Here is a 16,830-nt window from a genome sequence, read left to right on the forward strand (position 1 = left end):
AGCGGTCAGGCGGTCGGCGGTGACGTGATCAGGGCAGGTAGTCGGCGACGAGCAGTGCGAATTCGTCGGGTGCGGCGAGGCGGATCCCGAGGGTTTCCGCCTTGGCAAGCTTGGAGCCCGCGCCTTCGCCGGCGACCACGAGGGAGGTCTTTTTCGAGACGCTGGAGGAGGACTTGCCGCCGGCCCGCTCGATGAGCTCGTTCATCTGGTTGCGGCTGAGGTTTTCCAGGGGCCCGGTCATCGCGCCGGTGACCACGACCGTCATGCCCGTAAGCGGGCGGTCGTCCGGGGTGTCGGCCGGTGCTGCCAAGTCGTCTGCCGCGGCCGGGGGAGTGGCGCCGGGTTCGGTCATGTTCACCCCGGCCGCGGCGAGTCTGTCGATCAGCTCGGTGAGCTCGGCGAGTTCGGCGACGATGGAGGGGGCCTTCTCCGGGCCGATGCCCTCGACCTGTTGCAGGGCCTCGGCGTCGGCGGCACGGATGTTGTCCATGGTGGCGAAGTGCCGGGCGATGCGGCGGGACATGGATCGGCCGGTGCCGCGCACGCCGAGCGCGCACAGCACCCGCGACAGCGGCCGGGTCCGGGCCGTGGCGAGGGCGGCGAGCAGGTTGTCGGTGCTCGTCTCGCCCATCCTCTCCAGCGTCAGAAGCTGTTCACGGGTCAGGGCGAACAGGTCGGCCAGATCCGCGACCAGGCCGGCCTCGACGAGCTGGACCACGCGGGTGGCGCCCAGGCCCTCGATGTCGAGCTGGTCGCGGCCGGCGGCGTAGGAGAGGGAGGCCACCAGATGGCAGTTACGGCCCTGCTCGCACCGCCAGCGCTCCTGGCTGGTGTCGATGGCGGAGCCGCACCGCGGGCACATCTCGGGGAACACGATGGGCTGTTCGTCGCCGGTGCGCAGGTGTGCGACCGGCGCCTCGATGCGCGGGATGACGTCGCCGGCGCGGTGGACCATGACGTGATCGCCCATCCGCAGGTCACGGCGGGTGATGTCGGCCGGGTTGTGCAGCGTCGCGTAGGTGATGGTGGCGCCCTCGATCTCCACCGGCTCCAGGACGCCGCGCGGGGCGATGATCCCGGTGCGGCCCACGTTCCACTCCACCGCCACCAGGCGGGTGATCTTCTCCACGGCGGGGAGCTTGTAGGCGATCGCCCAGCGGGGCGCGCGCGACCCGGAACCGGCGGCTCGCTGGTCGGCGGCCAGGTCGGCCTTGATGACGATGCCGTCGATCCCGAAGGGCAGCTCGGCGCGGAGTGCGGCGATCTCCCGTACGCGCTCCATGACCTCGTCCACGGTCGTGGCCGTGACGGTGGGCACCGCGGTGGCGTTGGTGGTGTGGACTCCCAGCCGGGCGGCCAGAGTCATCAGCTCGCTGTGGGCGAGCCCGTCCAGCTGCTCGGCGAGCTCGGCGTCGGTGTCCGGCAGGGGCAGCAGGCCGTAGCCGAAGAACGTCATCGGTACCGTGTATGCCCGGTCCTTGGCCCGCAGCGTGCCCGCGGACGCGCCGCGCGGGTTGGCGAACGGCTGCCCGCCGTGCGCGGTGCGCACCTCGTTGGCGTGCTCGAACTGGGCCGTCGTCATGAGGACTTCGCCGCGCACCTCCACGGTGACCGTCTGGTCCAGCTTCTCCGGCAGCCCTACGAGGGTGCCGATCGCGTGCGAGACGTCCTCCCCGGCGATCCCGTCGCCGCGGGTGATCAGCCGGGTCAGGCGACCTTCGGTGTAGCGGGCCGCGACGGCGAGACCGTCGAGCTTGGCCTCCACGCTGAAGCGTTCCGCCTCGTGGCCGATCCGGCGGGCCAGCGAGGCCGTCCACGCGGTGAACTGCTCGGGCGAGAACACGTTGTCCAGGCTCAGCATCGCCACCGTGTGCGGCACATCGCCCTCGACCGCGCCGCCGGCGACTTTGCCCGTGGGGGAGTGGGGCAGCACCTGGTCGGGGTGAGCGGCCTCCCACACGGCGATGCCGCGCACCAACTGGTCGTAGGCGTCGTCGTCGAGCGGAGAAGTGCCGTCCGCGTAGTAGGCGGCCGCGGCCGCCACGACGTCCTCGACGGCCTGCGCGTAGGCAGCGGCGTCCACGATCTGCGCAACTGGTGTGGTCATGCCGACATCCTGCCTCCCACCACTGACAATGCCACTGGCCAAGACCGTGTCCTATGTGGTGAGGCGAACGAGTCGCTTGTAGCAGCACAGGGCCGCGGCGAGTCCGAGAAAGGCCAGGTAGTTGCGGGGGTGACGTTCGTAGCGAGGGCTGAGTCTGCGGTAACCCGACAGCCAGGACATGGTCCGCTCGATCACCCACCTCCGACGCCCTAGACGTTCGCTGGACTCGATCCCTTTGCGGGCGATGCGCACGCCGATGTGCTTGCCCCACAGCCATTTCCGCAGGTGGGGAACGTCGTACGCCTTGTCCGCGTGCAGCCGCTGCGGCTTGAAGTACCGGCCGCGGTAGGGGTCGTGTTGCATTTGGTGGCCCTCGACCATGGGCTTCAGCCCTTCGCTGTCGTGGACGTTGCCGGCCGAGACACCGACGACGAGGGGCAGGCCGTTCGCGTCCGACAGGATGTGCATCCTGGAACCCGGCTTGCCCCGGTCCACGGGGCTCGGACCTGTGTGTTCGCCCCCCCTTTTTTGGCGCGGACGTGCGCGGTGTCCAGGACGACTCGGGTGACATCGACGAGGCCGGCGTCGTCCAGTCGGTGCAGTACGGCCTCGTGCAGTCGGCCCCAGACACCGGCTCTGGACCAGATCAGGAACCGTCGGTGAGCCGTCGACTTCGATATCCCGAAACACGGCGGCAAGGCACGCTAGGCGCACCCGCTCACCAGAACGTAGACGATCGCCGCAAACAGCGTCTCATCAGGCGTGTCCTGCGTTCCGCCGCCCTGCGACCGCACCCTGGACGGAGGGATCAACGGCTTCGCGATCTCCCACAGCCCGTCCGGAACGATCCAACTCCAGGTTCCGCGCCCCATGTTGAGGCCAACGACCGCCTCACCACACTAGGACACGGTCTAAGTCAAACGGGTGTGGCTCCTTTGGAGGGACGAGCCCGGGTGCGTTCCGCTGGCGGCGGGCTCCGCCCTGGGCCTGGCGGTCAGTGATAGTAGGGCTCGACCGCAGCCCGTACCTCGTCGAGCAGCGCGGGGCCGTCCTGCGGCACGGGCGGTCGGCTGCTGCCCGGCCTGATGTCCAGGAGCTGTTCGTTGGACAGGGCGAACACCACTCGCCGCAGTCCTGCCCATTGGATGACGGCCTCGCACATCCCGCACGGCTGGCAGCTGGTGTACATCGTGATGCCTGACGCCGTTTGCGCGTCGAGTTCTCTTGCGGCCCACCTCGCCAATTTGAGTTCCGGGTGTGCGGTGACGTCGTTGTCGGTGAGGGTGGTGTTGTGCTCCTCGGCCAGGATCGTCCCGTCCGGTCCTGCCAACAGAGATCCAAAGGGCGGGTTGCCGCTCGCGCGTGCCTTGGCCGCGAGAGAGATGGCCTGTCGGAGAAGGGTGTGGTCGTCAGGTGTGGTCACGACTGCTCCATCGTGGTGCGGGGTGGGGTGCTGGGCGGGAGAAGGCGCGCGGCCACGGTGGCGAGGGCCTGCCAGGCCGCCTGCGGGTGACATGTCGCGTGGGGGTCGCCCGGGTAGGTGTCGAGGACGACGGACTTGGCGCCCAGCAGCCGCAGTTGGTCGAGATCGCCCATGATCTGGTCGATGGTGCCCTCACCGGCGAGCCGTCCCGCTCCGTCGACCGGTTCCTTGGTGAGGCGCAGGGCGATGCGGGGAGCCAGGTCGGGCACGGGCAAGCGTTGCTCGTCCGCGTACGTCTCCAGCCTGCCTACGGCTTCGCGCAGCCACGGCACGGTGGGGCGCAGCGGATGCCATGCGTCTCCGAGTCGTACGGCCCGGCGCAGCCCCGCGTCGCTGTTGCCGCCGACCCACACCGGGATCCGACGGTCTCCGTATGAGGCGGTGTCCTTCCAGGCGGCCCGGATGTCCCGCAGGTGGCCGTCGGTCAGCTGTCCGCGCTGTGAGAACGGGATGTCGAGGGCGGTGAACTCCTGCCGCGCCCACCCCACTCCCACGCCGAGGACCAGCCGGCCGCCGCTCAGCTCATTCAGATTGGCCGCCATTCGGGCGGTGAGCAGCGGGTGCCGGTAGGGAGCGATGAGTACCGTCGTGCCGAGCTGGATACCGGTGGTGAGGCCGGCCAGCCAGGACAAGGTGGTGAAGGGCTCGTAGAAGGGTGCCGGATAGCGCTCGGCGACATCCGGCGTAATGGCTATGTGGTCCGAGATCATCAGTAAGTCGAAGCCGAGGCCCTCCACGGTCTGGGCCCAGCTTCGCAACACTCCGGGGTCAGTGCCCGGGCCGAAATTGGGGACGTTCACTCCGATCTTCATAGGGCCCAACCCTAGGCAGGACGTATGGATCGCCAGAAGGGATTCCCGCCTGTTCAGAGGCCGTTCAGCCGTGGATCCGCCGGTAGAATGGGCGTATGACCGAGAGTCTCGACGTGACGGACTGGGCGATCCTGACCGAAGTCCAACAGGACGGCCGGATCCCGTTCACCGAGCTGGCACGGCGGGTGAACCTGAGCGCGTCGGCGACGAAGGAGCGGGTGCGCCGGCTCGAGGAGGCCGAGGTGATCACGGGGTACCGTGCGGAGGTGAACCCGGAGCGGACCGGTTACCCAGTGATGGCGGTGGTCCGGCTCAAGTACCCGGGCCCGGGAACCCGGCACCTGCCGCTGCGCCGGCTGCTGGAGGAGCGCCCGGAGATCCTGGAGTGCCTGCGCACCACCGGAGACGACTGCTACGTCATGAAGGTGGCGGCCACGTCGATGGCCCACCTGGAGGAGATCGTCGACGAGCTGGCCGAGTTCGGGAGCACCACCACCAACCTCGTCCTCAGCAGGACGCTCCCGTTGCGCGGCCCCGGGGTACCTCGGGTGAACACCGTCCGGTAGGCGCGGACGCCACTCCATCGCCGGGGCCCGGCCTGGCGCCCGGCAGCGGCGACCATCAACTGCCCGTCATCCGCTGTCACATGGAGATGGGGCCGAGGTCGGCGGCGGTCTGGGCCAGTGCGCGGAGGGTGGGGTTGTCGGCGGTGGATCGCCACGCGAGGGCCCAGTGGAGGGTGGGGGCGTCGGGAACGGGGAGGAAGACGATGCCGGGGGGACGGTTGTAGCGGGCGGCGATCTCGCCCAGCGGGTGGACACACTGTCCGGAGGCGACCAGGGAGAGAACCTCGTGGAACGTCCGCGCGGCGGGCCCGCGCGGGATACGGCGACCGAGCGGCGTACGGGTGGGGACCATGGCCGCGATCCAGTACTCGGGGGCGTCGGGGCCGAAGTCGACGACATGGTTGTCGCCGAGGTCTTCCAGCGACGTGGTGCCGCGCCCACCGGCGCGATGTCGAGCACCGCTGGCAGAATCAGGCCGACCGCAGCCGTCTTGGGGGTGAAGGCATCGACGAACATGGAGGAGCACACGACGGACGCGCGATTGAACTACTTCGCCAACCCGGCCGCCGGTAAGGCCCTCAAGTACTTCATGTCGGCTGGCCGGGAGCTGAAGGAATCGCCGCTGCCGGCCACGACGCAGGAGTTGGTGGCGCTGCGCGTGAGCCAGATCAATGGCTGCGCGGTCTGCATCGACATGCACACCAAGGAAGCCGCCGCGGCCGGCGAGACCCCGGTGCGGCTGAACCTGATCGCGACCTGGCGGGAAGCGACGGTCTTCACCGCGGCCGAGCGCGCCGCACTGGAGCTGGCGGAGCAGGGAACCCGGGTCGCGGACGCAGCCACCGGGGTCAGCGACGACGTGTGGGCCCGCGCCGCTGCTGGACGATCCGTACCAGGACCCGGCCCGCGCGGCGGAGCTGGCCGACTCGGTGTCAATGGCGGCGCTGCTGCTCCTGGAGCGGCTCAGTCCGCTGGAGCGGTCGGTGTTCGTGCTGCGGGAGGTCTTCGCCTGAAGGGTTGCGCCCGCGGTCAGTAGACCGAGGACGGTGAGGGCGGTGGTGAACCTGCGGGGGGGGGTAGCGGTACCGAGGCCGAGCATCGCGTGAACCTCCGCGCGTGGGGGGCGAGTTGGGAGTACGGAACACCGGTGCGGGGGCCGGTTCTTCGCGCGTAGAGCAGTGAACGGATCATTGACATGTCCACCACTCAACACGGCCGGGACGCTACACAGAAGATCGCCGGGGTCGGCAGGGACGCCGGTGGGTTCACGTAGATCCCTTACTCGCAGACACCCTCGCCGGGCCGGAGGTGAACGGTGTGACGGCCGATCCCTGGAGATCGGCCGTCACACCGCCGGGCACGTACAGCGAAGCGCCCGTCGCCAGCCAGTACTGAAGGTCTCGCAGCCTCGCGACTTCCCGATGGGCCCGATTTCAGGCGGAGGTACCAGTGACCGCGGTGCCGGACCTGGTCAGTGTGTACGTCAGTCGCGTCCCGCTCCAGAAGTAGAAGGTGAGGGTCACGGCGGCGCCGTCGGTGACATCGCCGAAGAACGCGGTCGGCAAGGTGATCGTGCCCGCGGTGTAGTCCGGCGTGAAGGCCACGTTGAACTGCTTGTACGTCGTCCAGGACTGCGGACCGGCGGGGCTGCCGTCGGCATATACGGCTTCCATGGTCGCCAGCTTGTCCCCGTTGAACGCGGTGGGTATCACCAGCGAGGCCGTCGTACCCGTCGCGCTCGTCAGTACCGGCTTGTCATAGGTGATGACGTTGACGGCCCAAGGAGTTCCGTCCGTGAACCGGAGGGACAGGACGGTATTCGTGCCGTGCTCCTGCGACGCGGTCAGCCGGCCGAGCGTCGCCGCCGCGATCGTCAGCGTGCTGCCGCTGACGGTGTAGTCCACGCCCCGGATCAGATGACGGGTGCCGACATCGATCCTCGTCAGCCTGGTGCCGTTGAGGTTCAGCGTGATCGTCGCGTCCGCCGGGGTCCTGCCCTTGGGCACGAAGAGCTGATCGGTGGAGGCGGTGCCGGAGCGCCCGGTCCAGCTCGAACGTATCTGCGCATAGAGGCTCGGGTCGTTCCATTGCATGGTGCGGCGGTTGAAGCGACTGCCGTTGTCCCACAGCATCGTGGTCAAGCCCCGGTATCGCGCGTAGTGGCCGAGATACTCGAGGTACTTGAGCGTCTCTCCCTCTTCGACCGTGCCGGGGCCGGAGTCCCAGCCGAGCAGCCCGTACTCACCGACGACGGCCGGGATCCCGTTGGCCACGAAGGCCTTGTGGACCAGGTCGAACGTGTCGGTCAGGTCCTGCTGGGTGGCCGCGTTGAAGGTCGTGTAGCCGGCGAGGTTCACGCTGAAGGGCCAGAAACTGTAGTAGTGGACCGAGGCCACGAGATTCGGGTCGTCGAGCGCGGCGAAGGTGGCGAGCAGGCTGTCGATCTTGGCCTGATCCGGGGTGTCCCCCAAAGTCGGCATGACAAGCAGCCGGTCGGCATTGCCTCCGCCGGTCGCGCGCACAACGGAGTGGAAGGTCGTGTTGAGCTCGTTCATCAGAACGGCGTTCTGCTCGTCGCCTGAACTGCCGGTGAAGAAGGGCTCGTTGACGCTCTCGAAAAGCAGTCGGCGCGACTCGTCCCGGAAGGTGGCCGCGATCTGCTGCCAGGTTGCCGTGTACTGGGCCAGGACCGCGTCATGCTGGGCCGGCATGTTCAGCACCCACTGCCACGCGTCACCGTGCATGTTGATCAGAACGTGGAAACCATCGGCCAAGGCCCAGTCGACCACCTCCTTGATCCTGGCCAGGAACATCGGGTCGAGGGTGTGGTCCGGAGCCGGGCCCTCGTGCTGGCCCCAGGTCACCGGGATCCGGATGCTCCTGAAGCCCTGCGCCTTCAGCCTGCGGAAGAACGCCCGGGTCACCCGCGGGTTGCCCCACGCCGTCTCGTCGGCGCCGATGGCCTCGAAGGTGTTGCCCAGATTCCAGCCCGGCTGCATGTCTGCGACCACGTCCAGCGCGGACGCCGACGTGGCGGAACCTGCGGACCGGGCAGCGGCCTGGGCGGCCGATGGGGTGGACAACGCCGCGACGGCGAGGGCCGCGGAGGTCGTCATGGCCTGGCGGCGAGTGAAACCGGCTGAACTCGGCATAGAGCTCTCCATTGAGTCGAAAGGCCTGCCCTCATGTCGGCGGCGTCAACTCAACGTCGAAGCGCTTCGACACGCTGCGGGAGCCTAGCGCAGCCTGGCGACGGAGAGAATGGGCTGATCCGCATGGATGCTGCATCGAGTTCGAAAGACCTTGCGTCGAAGCGCTTCCCTGCAGTGGGTCAGGCCGGGGAGAGCTCACGCCTCCACTGCACCCCGCCCGCGAGCAACGGACCGGAACGTCCCGGCAAGCCACGGGCCATCGAGACGCTCGGGCTCTGCCCTGGTCCGGGGCAGTGGGTGCGGTGACGCCTGGATATCAGCGAAGTCTGGTAGTGGTCGTCCATCGCGTAGCCGATCAGGGCTTGATCAAGTTCCGTGGGTGTCCGGGGCGTTGCTGATGCCCAGGACGGCGAGGGCTCGTCCGGGCTCGTCACGGATCGCCCGGGTGGTTTTGGCGATGTTGCGGCCCCCTTTTGAGTGCTCCGGCGGCGTGCTGGTGGGCCCGGACGACGGTGGAGTCGACCGACACGGTCCGAGACCCGCGAGTCCTACCACGCCGCCGTCACCATCGCCTCAATCCTGCTATGAGCTCGTAGCACGATCTTGTTGAAGTCCCCTGCTCCAGCGTGACCGATGTGACGATTCGGCCGTTCGGGAGGGTGTGAGTACTCGGCCGTGGATCGTGGACGACGAGTTGTGGGCACTGATCGGGCCGCTGCTGCCGCCCTGGCCGGAGAAGGCGCCGGGCCCGCTGCCGGTAGCGGACCGGCTGTGTCTGCAGGGCATCCTGTACGTGCTCCACAACGACATAGCCTGGCAACTCCTGCCCCCAGAGCTGGGTTTCGGCTCCGGACAGACCTGCTGGCGACGCCTGGATCGCTGGCAGCAGGCCGGTGTCTTCGAGCGGCTGCACTGCATCCTGCTCGCCGAACTCAACGCGGCCGGCGAACTCGACTGGTCCCGCGCGTGCGTGGACGGCTCCCACATCCGCGCGAAAAAGGGGGCCCCGACACCGGGCCGTCGCCGGTCGACCGGCGGAAGACGGGCAGTAAACACCATCTGATCTGCGACGGACGCGGCACCCCGCTCAAAGTCATCACCACTGCGGCCAACGTCAACGACGTCACCCAGACCCTCGCCCTCGTCGACGGCATTCTGCTCGTGGCCGGAAGGATGGGCCGTCCGCGGCGCCGCCCCGACTCACTTCTCGGTGACAAGGGCTACGACTCCAACCCCAACCGGCGTGAGCTGCGCAAGCGGCGGATCCTGCCGGTCATCTCCCGCAAGGGCTGCCCGAACATCAAGGGACTGGGCAAACTCCGCTACGTCGTCGAGCAGACCTTCGCTCTGCTCCACCAGTTCAAGCGCCTCGCCGTCCGCTGGGAACGCCGAACCGAACTGCACGACGCCTTCGTCTCGTTGGCTTCCAGCCTCATCTGCTGGCGACGACTCAAGAAAGCCCACGCGTGATCCTTTTACGCGTTCCTGGACTGCTATGCCTGGAAGGCTGCGACCTGGTGCGGCACCGAGAAGTCTGAAGCACAGTCGGGACACGTCGTGGAGCCAAACAGGTGGGTCAGATGCTCTGCGGTTGCTGGCTGGCCGGCCCTGACGGCCACACCGTGCAGCCGAGACGCCAGTGGCGGCAGGTCCACGGGGGCCGCCGGGCGGATCCCGTGGACTATGGGTCCCTCACGGCCGACAACCCGAAAGCGTGCGTTCGGGTCCCGACGGCGAGTGCCTGGCCCCTTGTAGGAAAGGTCGATCTCCAAGCTCAGTGCGCAGGAGGGGCACACCACGGGATGCGCCTCACGGCGCAGGCTGCGCCTCCATACGGGCACCCCCTCATATGCCAGGAGGTGCTCCAGCCAGTACAGAAAGTCGTCTACATCGCCCTCGAAGGGCCTTGTCACCACGACGTTCTGGGTCAGCTGGTGCAGCTCGTTGATCGCAGCCGGGTAGTGCGTCTGGACGTAACCGGGCTCGTGAAGCTGTTGCTCCTCGACGACGATGCGGCCGGCCAATCCAAGGGCCAGCCAGCGACCGCCCGGTTTGCGGCCGGCAGCGATGTCTGTCAGAACGGGCAGGGCGGCAAAGCTGGCTGTGTACACCGACCCCTGGTGGTAGAGAGAAGCCCACAGCCGCTCCCACGTCTCGTCAGCCAGGTCGGGGTCATCGATCTCGTCAAAGAGCCGTGGTAGGTCGGATGCGGAGCCATAGGCGTGCTCCAGACGGGACCAGTCCAGTGTCATGTCCGCAATCATCCCAGCCACATCCGACCGGCACCCCTTACCTCACCAATGCCACCGACAAGATCGTGTTACGAGCTCTATGGAACTGACCTTTGAAGAGATCTCTGGGGCCGGTCGTTGGTAACAGGCCCTAGCCGCACGCGTTAACGCAGGTCACAGGGTTGTTTGCGGCCTGGCGAGGGGCTTGAGCAACAACTGTGGCAGCTCCAGGATCGGGTCACCCCAGTCCCTCCCCGAGGGGCCGGAGCGCACCGGCGACACCCGCACCGCCGCGACCGCTGACCCACACATCCTCCCAAGGAGCTCATCAGTGCTGACCTGGTTCAGTGGGCGCCCATTCCAACGGGTGCCGATACGGACGCTACGGACGCTGCTCATCGCCGTGCTGGTCGCCGCCGTGGCCGCCACGATCCTCGACGCGAGGGCACCGGCCCTCAGGGCCGCCCAGCCCAAGATCTCGGCCACGCAGTTCTGCGATGACTCGGTCAACGCGATCGAGGCCGCGTACGGCAAGCCGCCCCGCACGGTGACGACCGAGCCGGTCGTCACCGTGCAGGCCGCCTCGTACTCGCTCGACGTCCAGCAGACGAAGATCGTGGCCGTCAAGGCGAAGGAGGCCGCCGCCGACTGCGTGAGCAAGCTGCACAAGGCGACGACGGCCGGCTGGTCCTATCTGACCGCACGGGCGGTCGAGATCGCCGTGGACGCGGTGGTCACGATCCTCGCCTCCACGTTGATCTGCTCGCTCACCGGACCGGTCGGCTGCAAGTGGGGCGTGCGTATCGCGTCGTTCACCGGCGGCTTCGTAGGCGCCCTGGCCTTCCAGTACCTGACCGACGGCTACCTCAACTGGAAGAGCGTCGGAGGCGCCTTCTTCGACGCCACGGTCTCCATGCTGGCCTTCTCCGGCCTCGACAAGCTGGACGAGAAGTACGTCGGCCAGGGCGTCAGGGCCACGTTCAAGGAGCTCGGCAACCTGCTCAAGACGGTGGGCAACCGCATCGGCAGTGCCGGACCGGCCATGGTCGGCAGCATCCAGAACGCGGTGAACTACGTCATGGGCCACAACTTCGGTGCCTTCCCGATCGCCTACACCGGCGGCGGGTCCGTCGAGCCGGTCATCGCCGAGAAGCGGGGCCAGCCGATCGCCGACGGCCTGCAGTTCCGCATCCCCCACAACGCCTCCGGCTCCCCCGTGCCCGACAACCTCTGGTCGGGCGTACACACCCACCCGTACTACAACTGGGACGTCGCCGAGACGCCGCACACCAACAAGGACGGCGCGGTGGGCTACCTGATCGGCCAGGGCAACAGCTGCCTCGGCTACACCGGCGGTTACGCGGTCCTCAAGACCTGCAACTACAACGACCACACCCAGTGGTGGTTCGTCGACGGCGACGAACTGATGGCGGACAACGGCAAGTGCATGGGCGAGGTGGAGAACGCCCAGTCGCGCCAGATGGGCAGCTGTGACGGACTGAACGTCCGGGCGAACCCCCAGAACTTCGACGACCAGTTCATCGTGACCCCGCCCGGCGGCACCTACATCCCGGACACGGTCTTCAACTGGAAGAGCCACATTTCCTACTACGAGCACGCGTGACAGCACCACGCCGCCGAGTGCGGTGAAGCACCAGGCCCGGGCCGGTGACCAAGGTCACCGGCCCGGGCGTTGTCCTATGCCGTTCGGCTCCGCCATAGTCCAAAAGCACTGTCTTGAGATGCTTTTGGGGAGCTTCGATTGGGTCGTCCCGAGCGCCCGGTGGACCCGGACGCCGGTCCGGTTCAGCGATTCGCCCACGAACTGCGGCTGCTGCGCCAGAAGGCGGGCAGCCCGTCGTACCGCGAGATGTCCCAGCACACCGGTGTGTCGGTGACGACGCTGTCCCGGGCCGCGGCGGGGGAGCGGCTCCCGTCGGCGGCGGTGACGCGGGCCTACGCGGTGGCGTGCGACGTGGACCCGGACGAATGGGAGGCGCGCTGGAAGGAGGCCGCGGCGGAGGCCGCCGGGGTCCAGGCGGCGGCCCGTGACGTCACGGGCACCGCCGAGGACGACGCGAAGTCGCCGTACCGGGGGCTGGCCCGCTTCGAGCCGGGTGACCGGGAGCTGTTCTTCGGCCGTGACCGTCCGGTGGCCGAGCTGCTGGAGCTGGTGCGGGAGCACCGGTTCGCCGCCGTGTTCGGGGCCTCCGGCAGCGGCAAGTCCTCGCTGTTGCGCGCCGGGCTGATCCCGGCCGTCCAGGAGGCCACGCATGGCCTGGGACGTCCGGCCGCGCTGCGGATCCTCACTCCGGGAGAGCGCCCGGCGGCCACGTACGGCCATCTGCTGGCGCCGAAGTACGATGAATCGGACACCTGGCTGATCGTCGACCAGTTCGAGGAGGTGTTCACCCTCTGCCGGGACCGGGCCGAGCGCACCCGCTTCATCGACCTGCTGCTCGCGGCCAGGGCCCCGGACTCCCGGCTGCGTACGGTGATCGCGATGCGCGCCGACTTCTACGGGCGGTGCGCCGAGCACCCGGAACTCACCGAGGCACTGCGGCGCTGCGGCCTCCTGGTGGGGCCGATGAGCCCGGCGGAACTGCGGGAGGCGGTCACCGGCCCGGCCACCGCGGCCGGCCTCGTGGTCGAACGCGAGCTGACCTCGCGTCTCGTCGAGGAGGTCGTCGACCAGCCCGGCGCGCTCCCGATGCTCTCGCACGCGCTGCTGGAGACCTGGCGCCGCCGCCGCGGCCGCATCCTCACCCTCGCCGCGTACGAGGCGGCGGGCGGTGTCCATGGCGCGATCGCGGCCACCGCGGAACGCGCGTACGGCACGTTGACGCCCGCCCAGGAGGGCGCCGCACGCCGGCTGCTGCTGCGGTTGATCGCCCCGGGCGAGGGCACCCCCGACACGCGCCGCTCGGCCACCCGCGCGGAACTGGACGAGTGGTCCGACCCCGAACTGCCGGTGGTCGTCGAGCGGCTGGCCGCCGCCCGGCTGCTCACCCTCGACGGCGACACCGTGGAACTCGCCCACGAGGCGCTGATCAGCAGCTGGCCGCGGCTGAGTCGATGGATCGACGAGGACCGCGTCCGGTTGGTCGCCCACCGCAGGCTGGCCGAGGACGCCCGAGCCTGGCAGGAACTGGGCCGCGACCCTGGAGCCCTGTACCGAGGGGTGCGCCTGGACCGCGCCGCGGAACTCTTCGCGCCGGGTGCGCAGCCGCCGTGCGAGCGGTCCCAGGGCGAGCCACCGCCGGCTGAGCGGTCCACGGGTGCGCCGTCCCCGGGCGAACGGTCCCCGGGCGAGCCGTCGCCTGACGCCCGGCAGGAGCACCTCACCTCGACCGAGCGCGCGTTCCTGATCGCGGCCCTCGACGCACGCGACGCGGAGCGGCACGCCGTCGCCCGTACCAGGCGGCGGACCAGGCGCCTGGCCGCCACGCTCTCCGGCCTGCTCGCCGTGGCGCTGGCGATCAGCCTGGTCGCCTGGCAGCAGCACCGCACCGAGGTGCGGGACGACGAGGACACCGCGGCCCGGCGGGTCGCCGCGGTGTCCGACACCATGCGGACCACGGACCCGCGGACCGCGATGCTGCTGAGCCTGGCCGCCTGGCGGATCGCGCCCCTGCCGGAGACACGTGCGGCCCTTCTGGACGCCCTGGCCCAGCCCGAGCGGGACGCGTTCACCGATCCCGCGCAGAGCGACACGTCCGCCCGCTTCCTCGTCGGCTCCGGCCGCGTCCTGCTGACCGTCGACGGGCGGACCTGGCGAACCTGGAACACCGTCACCCACCGGGCCCTCGCCTCCGGGCGGTTGCCGACGGGAACCTCGAGAGCCTTCGCGGCCGACCGCGACGGCAGGCTCCTCGAACTCGACGGCGCCTGGGGCGAGCGGCTGTGGGACCTCTCCTCGGGCCGCTGGGCCGGCCCGGCGCCGGTTTCGTCGCAGTACCTCCTCTCCTTCGACGCCGACCCCCGGAGCTATCTGGTCAGCGCCATCGAGCAGCCGCGGCAGCAACTACATGCCGTCTCGGACGGTCGGCTGCTGTTCGAGGCCCGGGCGGACAGCGAGACGAACGTGGCCGCCACGGCGGACGGCCGGCTGGTGGCGGTCTGCCCCGTCAGCGGCCCCCTCCAGGTCCGCGACCTGGCCTCGCACCGAGACCTGGCGGGTGCCTGGACGAGCGCGGGCGCGAACACCTGTGGCGACGACAACTCCCGCGTGGAGTTCGATCCCCGCGGCCACCTGCTCGCGGCGGTCTCCGATACGGACGTACACGTCTGGGACACGGCATCGGGACAGCAGGTCGCGGACATCGCCTACCCGGAAGCCGCCTCCGTGTCCTTCAGCGAGGACGGCGGTTTCCTGGCGGCCTCCGGCCCCGCCGAGCTCGCCGTATGGCGGCTCTCCGCGCCCGATGCTCCCGTCTTCCGCCACTCCCTCAACGACCAGCGGCCGAACGGCGCCATCGCCTGGGACCCCGACCGGCCCGAGGTGCGGTACCTCGAAGGGGGCACGGTGCACACGCTCGCCGTGGGTCCGGCGACCACCTCCGCGTGGCGTGGCACCCCGCTGAACGCCGCGCTGCTGAGCCCGGACGGCCGTACGCTCGCCACCGCCGAGCAGTCCGACAGCGGATACGCGTTCCGGCTGCGGGACACGGGTGACGGCCGCCTGCTCCGTACGCTGCCCGCCGCCCCGCTCCCCGCCGCCGACCACCGAGCCGGGCCGGTGGCGGCGACGGACGCCGTGCTGCTGCCGCTGATGTCCTTCAGCCCGGACGGCACCGCCTTCGCGTACGGCGTCTCCGCGCCGGGCGGGGTCGCCTCGGCGCAGTCGCTGGCCCTCTGGGACATCGCGCGTGGTCGCATCCGCACGACGCTTGCCCTGGCGCCGTCACCGGCCGCAGCAGCGGAGTTCATCGCCCTCGGCCCCGGCGGACGGCTGCTGGTGACCGTCCGCGATCAGTCCGAGGGCCAGATCGGCGAGACCTGGGACACCACGACCGGCCGCAGGACCGCCGTACTCGGCGACATGAACCCCGCAGCGGCGGCGCTGCGGCCGGACGGCCGCCTGCTCGTCGACGGCGACCGCCTCACCACTCTGCCCTCCGGGGCCGGCACGACTCGGACCCTGGGCCTGGGCCTGGGAGAGGAGATCGTGGCGATGGCCTTCAGCCCGGACGGCTCCCGGGCCGCGGTCGGTGACGCGTCGGGGCGGGTCGCCCTGTGGGACGGCAGCCTCACCCACCGGCTCGGTGTGCTGCCCAGCGTCTTCCCCGTCCCCCCGGCGAACGGCTCCCCGGAGGCCGTCGGCACCCTCGCGTTCAGCCCGGACGGCGGCACCCTCGCCGTCGCCGGCGACTCCGGCTCGCTCCAGCTGTGGAACACCGCCGACCAGCAACCCCTCGGCAGCGGCCTCACCACCCCCGGCGAGGGCATCACCTCCCTCGCCTTCACCCCGGACGGCGCCACCCTCCACGCCACCAGCCTCCACGTCCCCCTCCAGCGCTACCCCGTCAGCCCCTCGTACGCGGCCGACCAGATCTGCGCCCGCGCCGGAACGACGCTGTCCCGGGCCCAGTGGCGCACCTACATCCCCGACGCCTCCTACCGCGGCGTGTGCCCGGCGAGCGGTTGAGCGCGGGCCCCAGTGACGGACCCCCGCCCGAACACAGGGGCTGGGTTCTGTCTCCTTGGTCAGCGTCCTGTCCAGATGAGGATGGCGGCGAGGTGGAGTGCGGCGTGGTAGGCGATGGCGAGTTTGTCGGTTCGTGTGGCCAGGCCGCACCACTGTTTGAGGCGGTTGATGCACCGCTCCGGTGTTGCGCTGCCTGTAGGCCTCTGCACCCGGTCGTCGCGTTCGATCTGTTGCGGCTGTCCGGGACGGACACGACCTCTTGGCCGTATCGGCGGCGCAGGGCCGCGCGGGAGTCCGTGTTACAAGGTCCGCGAGACGAGCGAGGTGATCGTCGGCGCGCTCACCGGCTCTCTGGCCGATCCCCGCACGCTGCTGCTCGGCAGGTACGACACCGAAGGCCGCTTGCGGTACGTCGGCCGCACGCCCACCCTCGCCCAGGCGGCAGGTGCGGCGGTCGCCGGCCTGCTCGCTGCGGGGCGGCGCGGTCATCCGTGGACACGCTGGTCGTTCTCTGCCGGGTGGGGCAGCCGGGAGAAGCTGAACGTCACGCTGGTGGAACCCGAGCTGGTGGTAGAAGTCGGCGTCGACGTCGCCCGCGACGCCTCCGGCCGGTGGCGCCACCCCGCACGCCGGCACCGCGCCCGCCCCGACCTCTCTCCCACCGACATCGCCCCCCTGTAGCGCGCCGCTTCTCATCAGGCCGTCAGTGACGGCGGGGGCCGAGGGCGAGCGCTGGCTGCTACTGGGGGCGGCGTCCGACGTCCCCGCCCGGGTCGTCGGGCAGGGCGATGCGAGCGGTGACGCGTTTACCGACCGGCTGCCGCTGAACCTC

At 69.8% G+C, this 16,830-nt stretch carries 12 protein-coding genes and 2 pseudogenes; 6 read left to right on the forward strand and 8 right to left on the reverse strand.

Going from position 1 to position 16,830, the window contains the following annotated elements:
* Nucleotides 1–28 precede the first annotated feature (28 nt).
* The 4 genes and pseudogenes from ligA to RNB18_RS04700 form a co-directional block, all read right to left on the reverse strand.
* Nucleotides 29–2,107 (reverse strand): NAD-dependent DNA ligase LigA, encoded by a 2,079-nt coding sequence (ligA, locus tag RNB18_RS04685; RefSeq protein ID WP_311712850.1) that lies wholly within the window; start codon nt 2,105–2,107, stop codon nt 29–31.
* Between the two features lie 51 nt (nt 2,108–2,158).
* Nucleotides 2,159–2,979 (reverse strand): annotated as a pseudogene (locus tag RNB18_RS04690) (IS5 family transposase).
* A gap of 122 nt (nt 2,980–3,101) precedes the next feature.
* Nucleotides 3,102–3,530, reverse strand: a complete 429-nt coding sequence (locus tag RNB18_RS04695; protein WP_311712851.1) for a nucleoside deaminase — start codon at nt 3,528–3,530, stop codon at nt 3,102–3,104.
* The gene (locus RNB18_RS04700; RefSeq protein ID WP_311712852.1) at nt 3,527–4,402 is read right to left on the reverse strand and encodes a TIGR03619 family F420-dependent LLM class oxidoreductase; all 876 of its coding nucleotides are present in this window, start codon (nt 4,400–4,402) and stop codon (nt 3,527–3,529) included. The genes RNB18_RS04695 and RNB18_RS04700 overlap by 4 nt, the downstream gene beginning before the upstream one ends.
* 95 nt (nt 4,403–4,497) lie before the next feature.
* On the opposite strand from RNB18_RS04700, the gene RNB18_RS04705 reads away from it, so the two are divergent.
* On the forward strand, nt 4,498–4,968 hold the full coding sequence (locus RNB18_RS04705) for an Lrp/AsnC family transcriptional regulator (protein WP_311712853.1): 471 nt from the start codon (nt 4,498–4,500) through the stop codon (nt 4,966–4,968).
* A gap of 76 nt (nt 4,969–5,044) precedes the next feature.
* On the opposite strand, the gene RNB18_RS04710 is transcribed toward RNB18_RS04705, so the two are convergent.
* Nucleotides 5,045–5,320: a type 2 periplasmic-binding domain-containing protein gene (locus tag RNB18_RS04710; RefSeq protein WP_311712854.1), complete on the reverse strand. Its 276-nt coding sequence runs from the start codon at nt 5,318–5,320 to the stop codon at nt 5,045–5,047.
* A gap of 162 nt (nt 5,321–5,482) precedes the next feature.
* On the opposite strand from RNB18_RS04710, the gene RNB18_RS04715 reads away from it, so the two are divergent.
* Nucleotides 5,483–6,004, forward strand: a complete 522-nt coding sequence (locus tag RNB18_RS04715; RefSeq protein ID WP_311713022.1) for a carboxymuconolactone decarboxylase family protein — start codon at nt 5,483–5,485, stop codon at nt 6,002–6,004.
* 397 nt (nt 6,005–6,401) lie between these two features.
* Here the strand turns inward: RNB18_RS04715 and RNB18_RS04720 are convergent, their stop codons facing one another.
* Nucleotides 6,402–8,120: a cellulase family glycosylhydrolase gene (locus RNB18_RS04720; protein WP_311712855.1), complete on the reverse strand. Its 1,719-nt coding sequence runs from the start codon at nt 8,118–8,120 to the stop codon at nt 6,402–6,404.
* A gap of 661 nt (nt 8,121–8,781) precedes the next feature.
* On the opposite strand from RNB18_RS04720, the gene RNB18_RS04725 reads away from it, so the two are divergent.
* Nucleotides 8,782–9,590, forward strand: a protein-coding gene (locus tag RNB18_RS04725) for an IS5 family transposase (RefSeq protein ID WP_311712856.1) whose coding sequence is annotated in 2 segments (ribosomal slippage) — nt 8,782–9,099 and nt 9,102–9,590 — 807 coding nt in all. Because the reading frame shifts where the segments join, the coding sequence is not laid out codon by codon here.
* A gap of 23 nt (nt 9,591–9,613) precedes the next feature.
* On the opposite strand, the gene RNB18_RS04730 is transcribed toward RNB18_RS04725, so the two are convergent.
* Nucleotides 9,614–10,372 (reverse strand): hypothetical protein, encoded by a 759-nt coding sequence (locus tag RNB18_RS04730; RefSeq protein WP_311712857.1) that lies wholly within the window; start codon nt 10,370–10,372, stop codon nt 9,614–9,616.
* A 346-nt stretch (nt 10,373–10,718) separates the two neighbouring features.
* Here RNB18_RS04730 and RNB18_RS04735 point away from each other — a divergent pair, with 346 nt between their 5' ends.
* The 3 genes from RNB18_RS04735 (at nt 10,719) to RNB18_RS04750 (ending at nt 16,679) form a co-directional block, all read left to right on the forward strand.
* Nucleotides 10,719–11,975, forward strand: a complete 1,257-nt coding sequence (locus RNB18_RS04735; protein ID WP_311712858.1) for a hypothetical protein — start codon at nt 10,719–10,721, stop codon at nt 11,973–11,975.
* 138 nt (nt 11,976–12,113) lie between these two features.
* Nucleotides 12,114–15,998 (forward strand): nSTAND1 domain-containing NTPase, encoded by a 3,885-nt coding sequence (locus RNB18_RS04740; RefSeq protein WP_311712859.1) that lies wholly within the window; start codon nt 12,114–12,116, stop codon nt 15,996–15,998.
* A gap of 324 nt (nt 15,999–16,322) precedes the next feature.
* A complete protein-coding gene (locus RNB18_RS04750) occupies nt 16,323–16,679 on the forward strand; it encodes an ATP dependent DNA ligase (RefSeq protein ID WP_311712860.1) in 357 nt (118 codons plus the stop codon).
* Between the two features lie 58 nt (nt 16,680–16,737).
* On the opposite strand, the pseudogene RNB18_RS53605 reads toward RNB18_RS04750, so the two are convergent.
* Nucleotides 16,738–16,830: pseudogene (locus RNB18_RS53605) on the reverse strand (ATP-binding protein); the annotation flags it as partial.

Source organism: Streptomyces doebereineriae, from assembly GCF_031845645.1.
Taxonomy (GTDB): domain Bacteria; phylum Actinomycetota; class Actinomycetes; order Streptomycetales; family Streptomycetaceae; genus Streptomyces; species Streptomyces canus.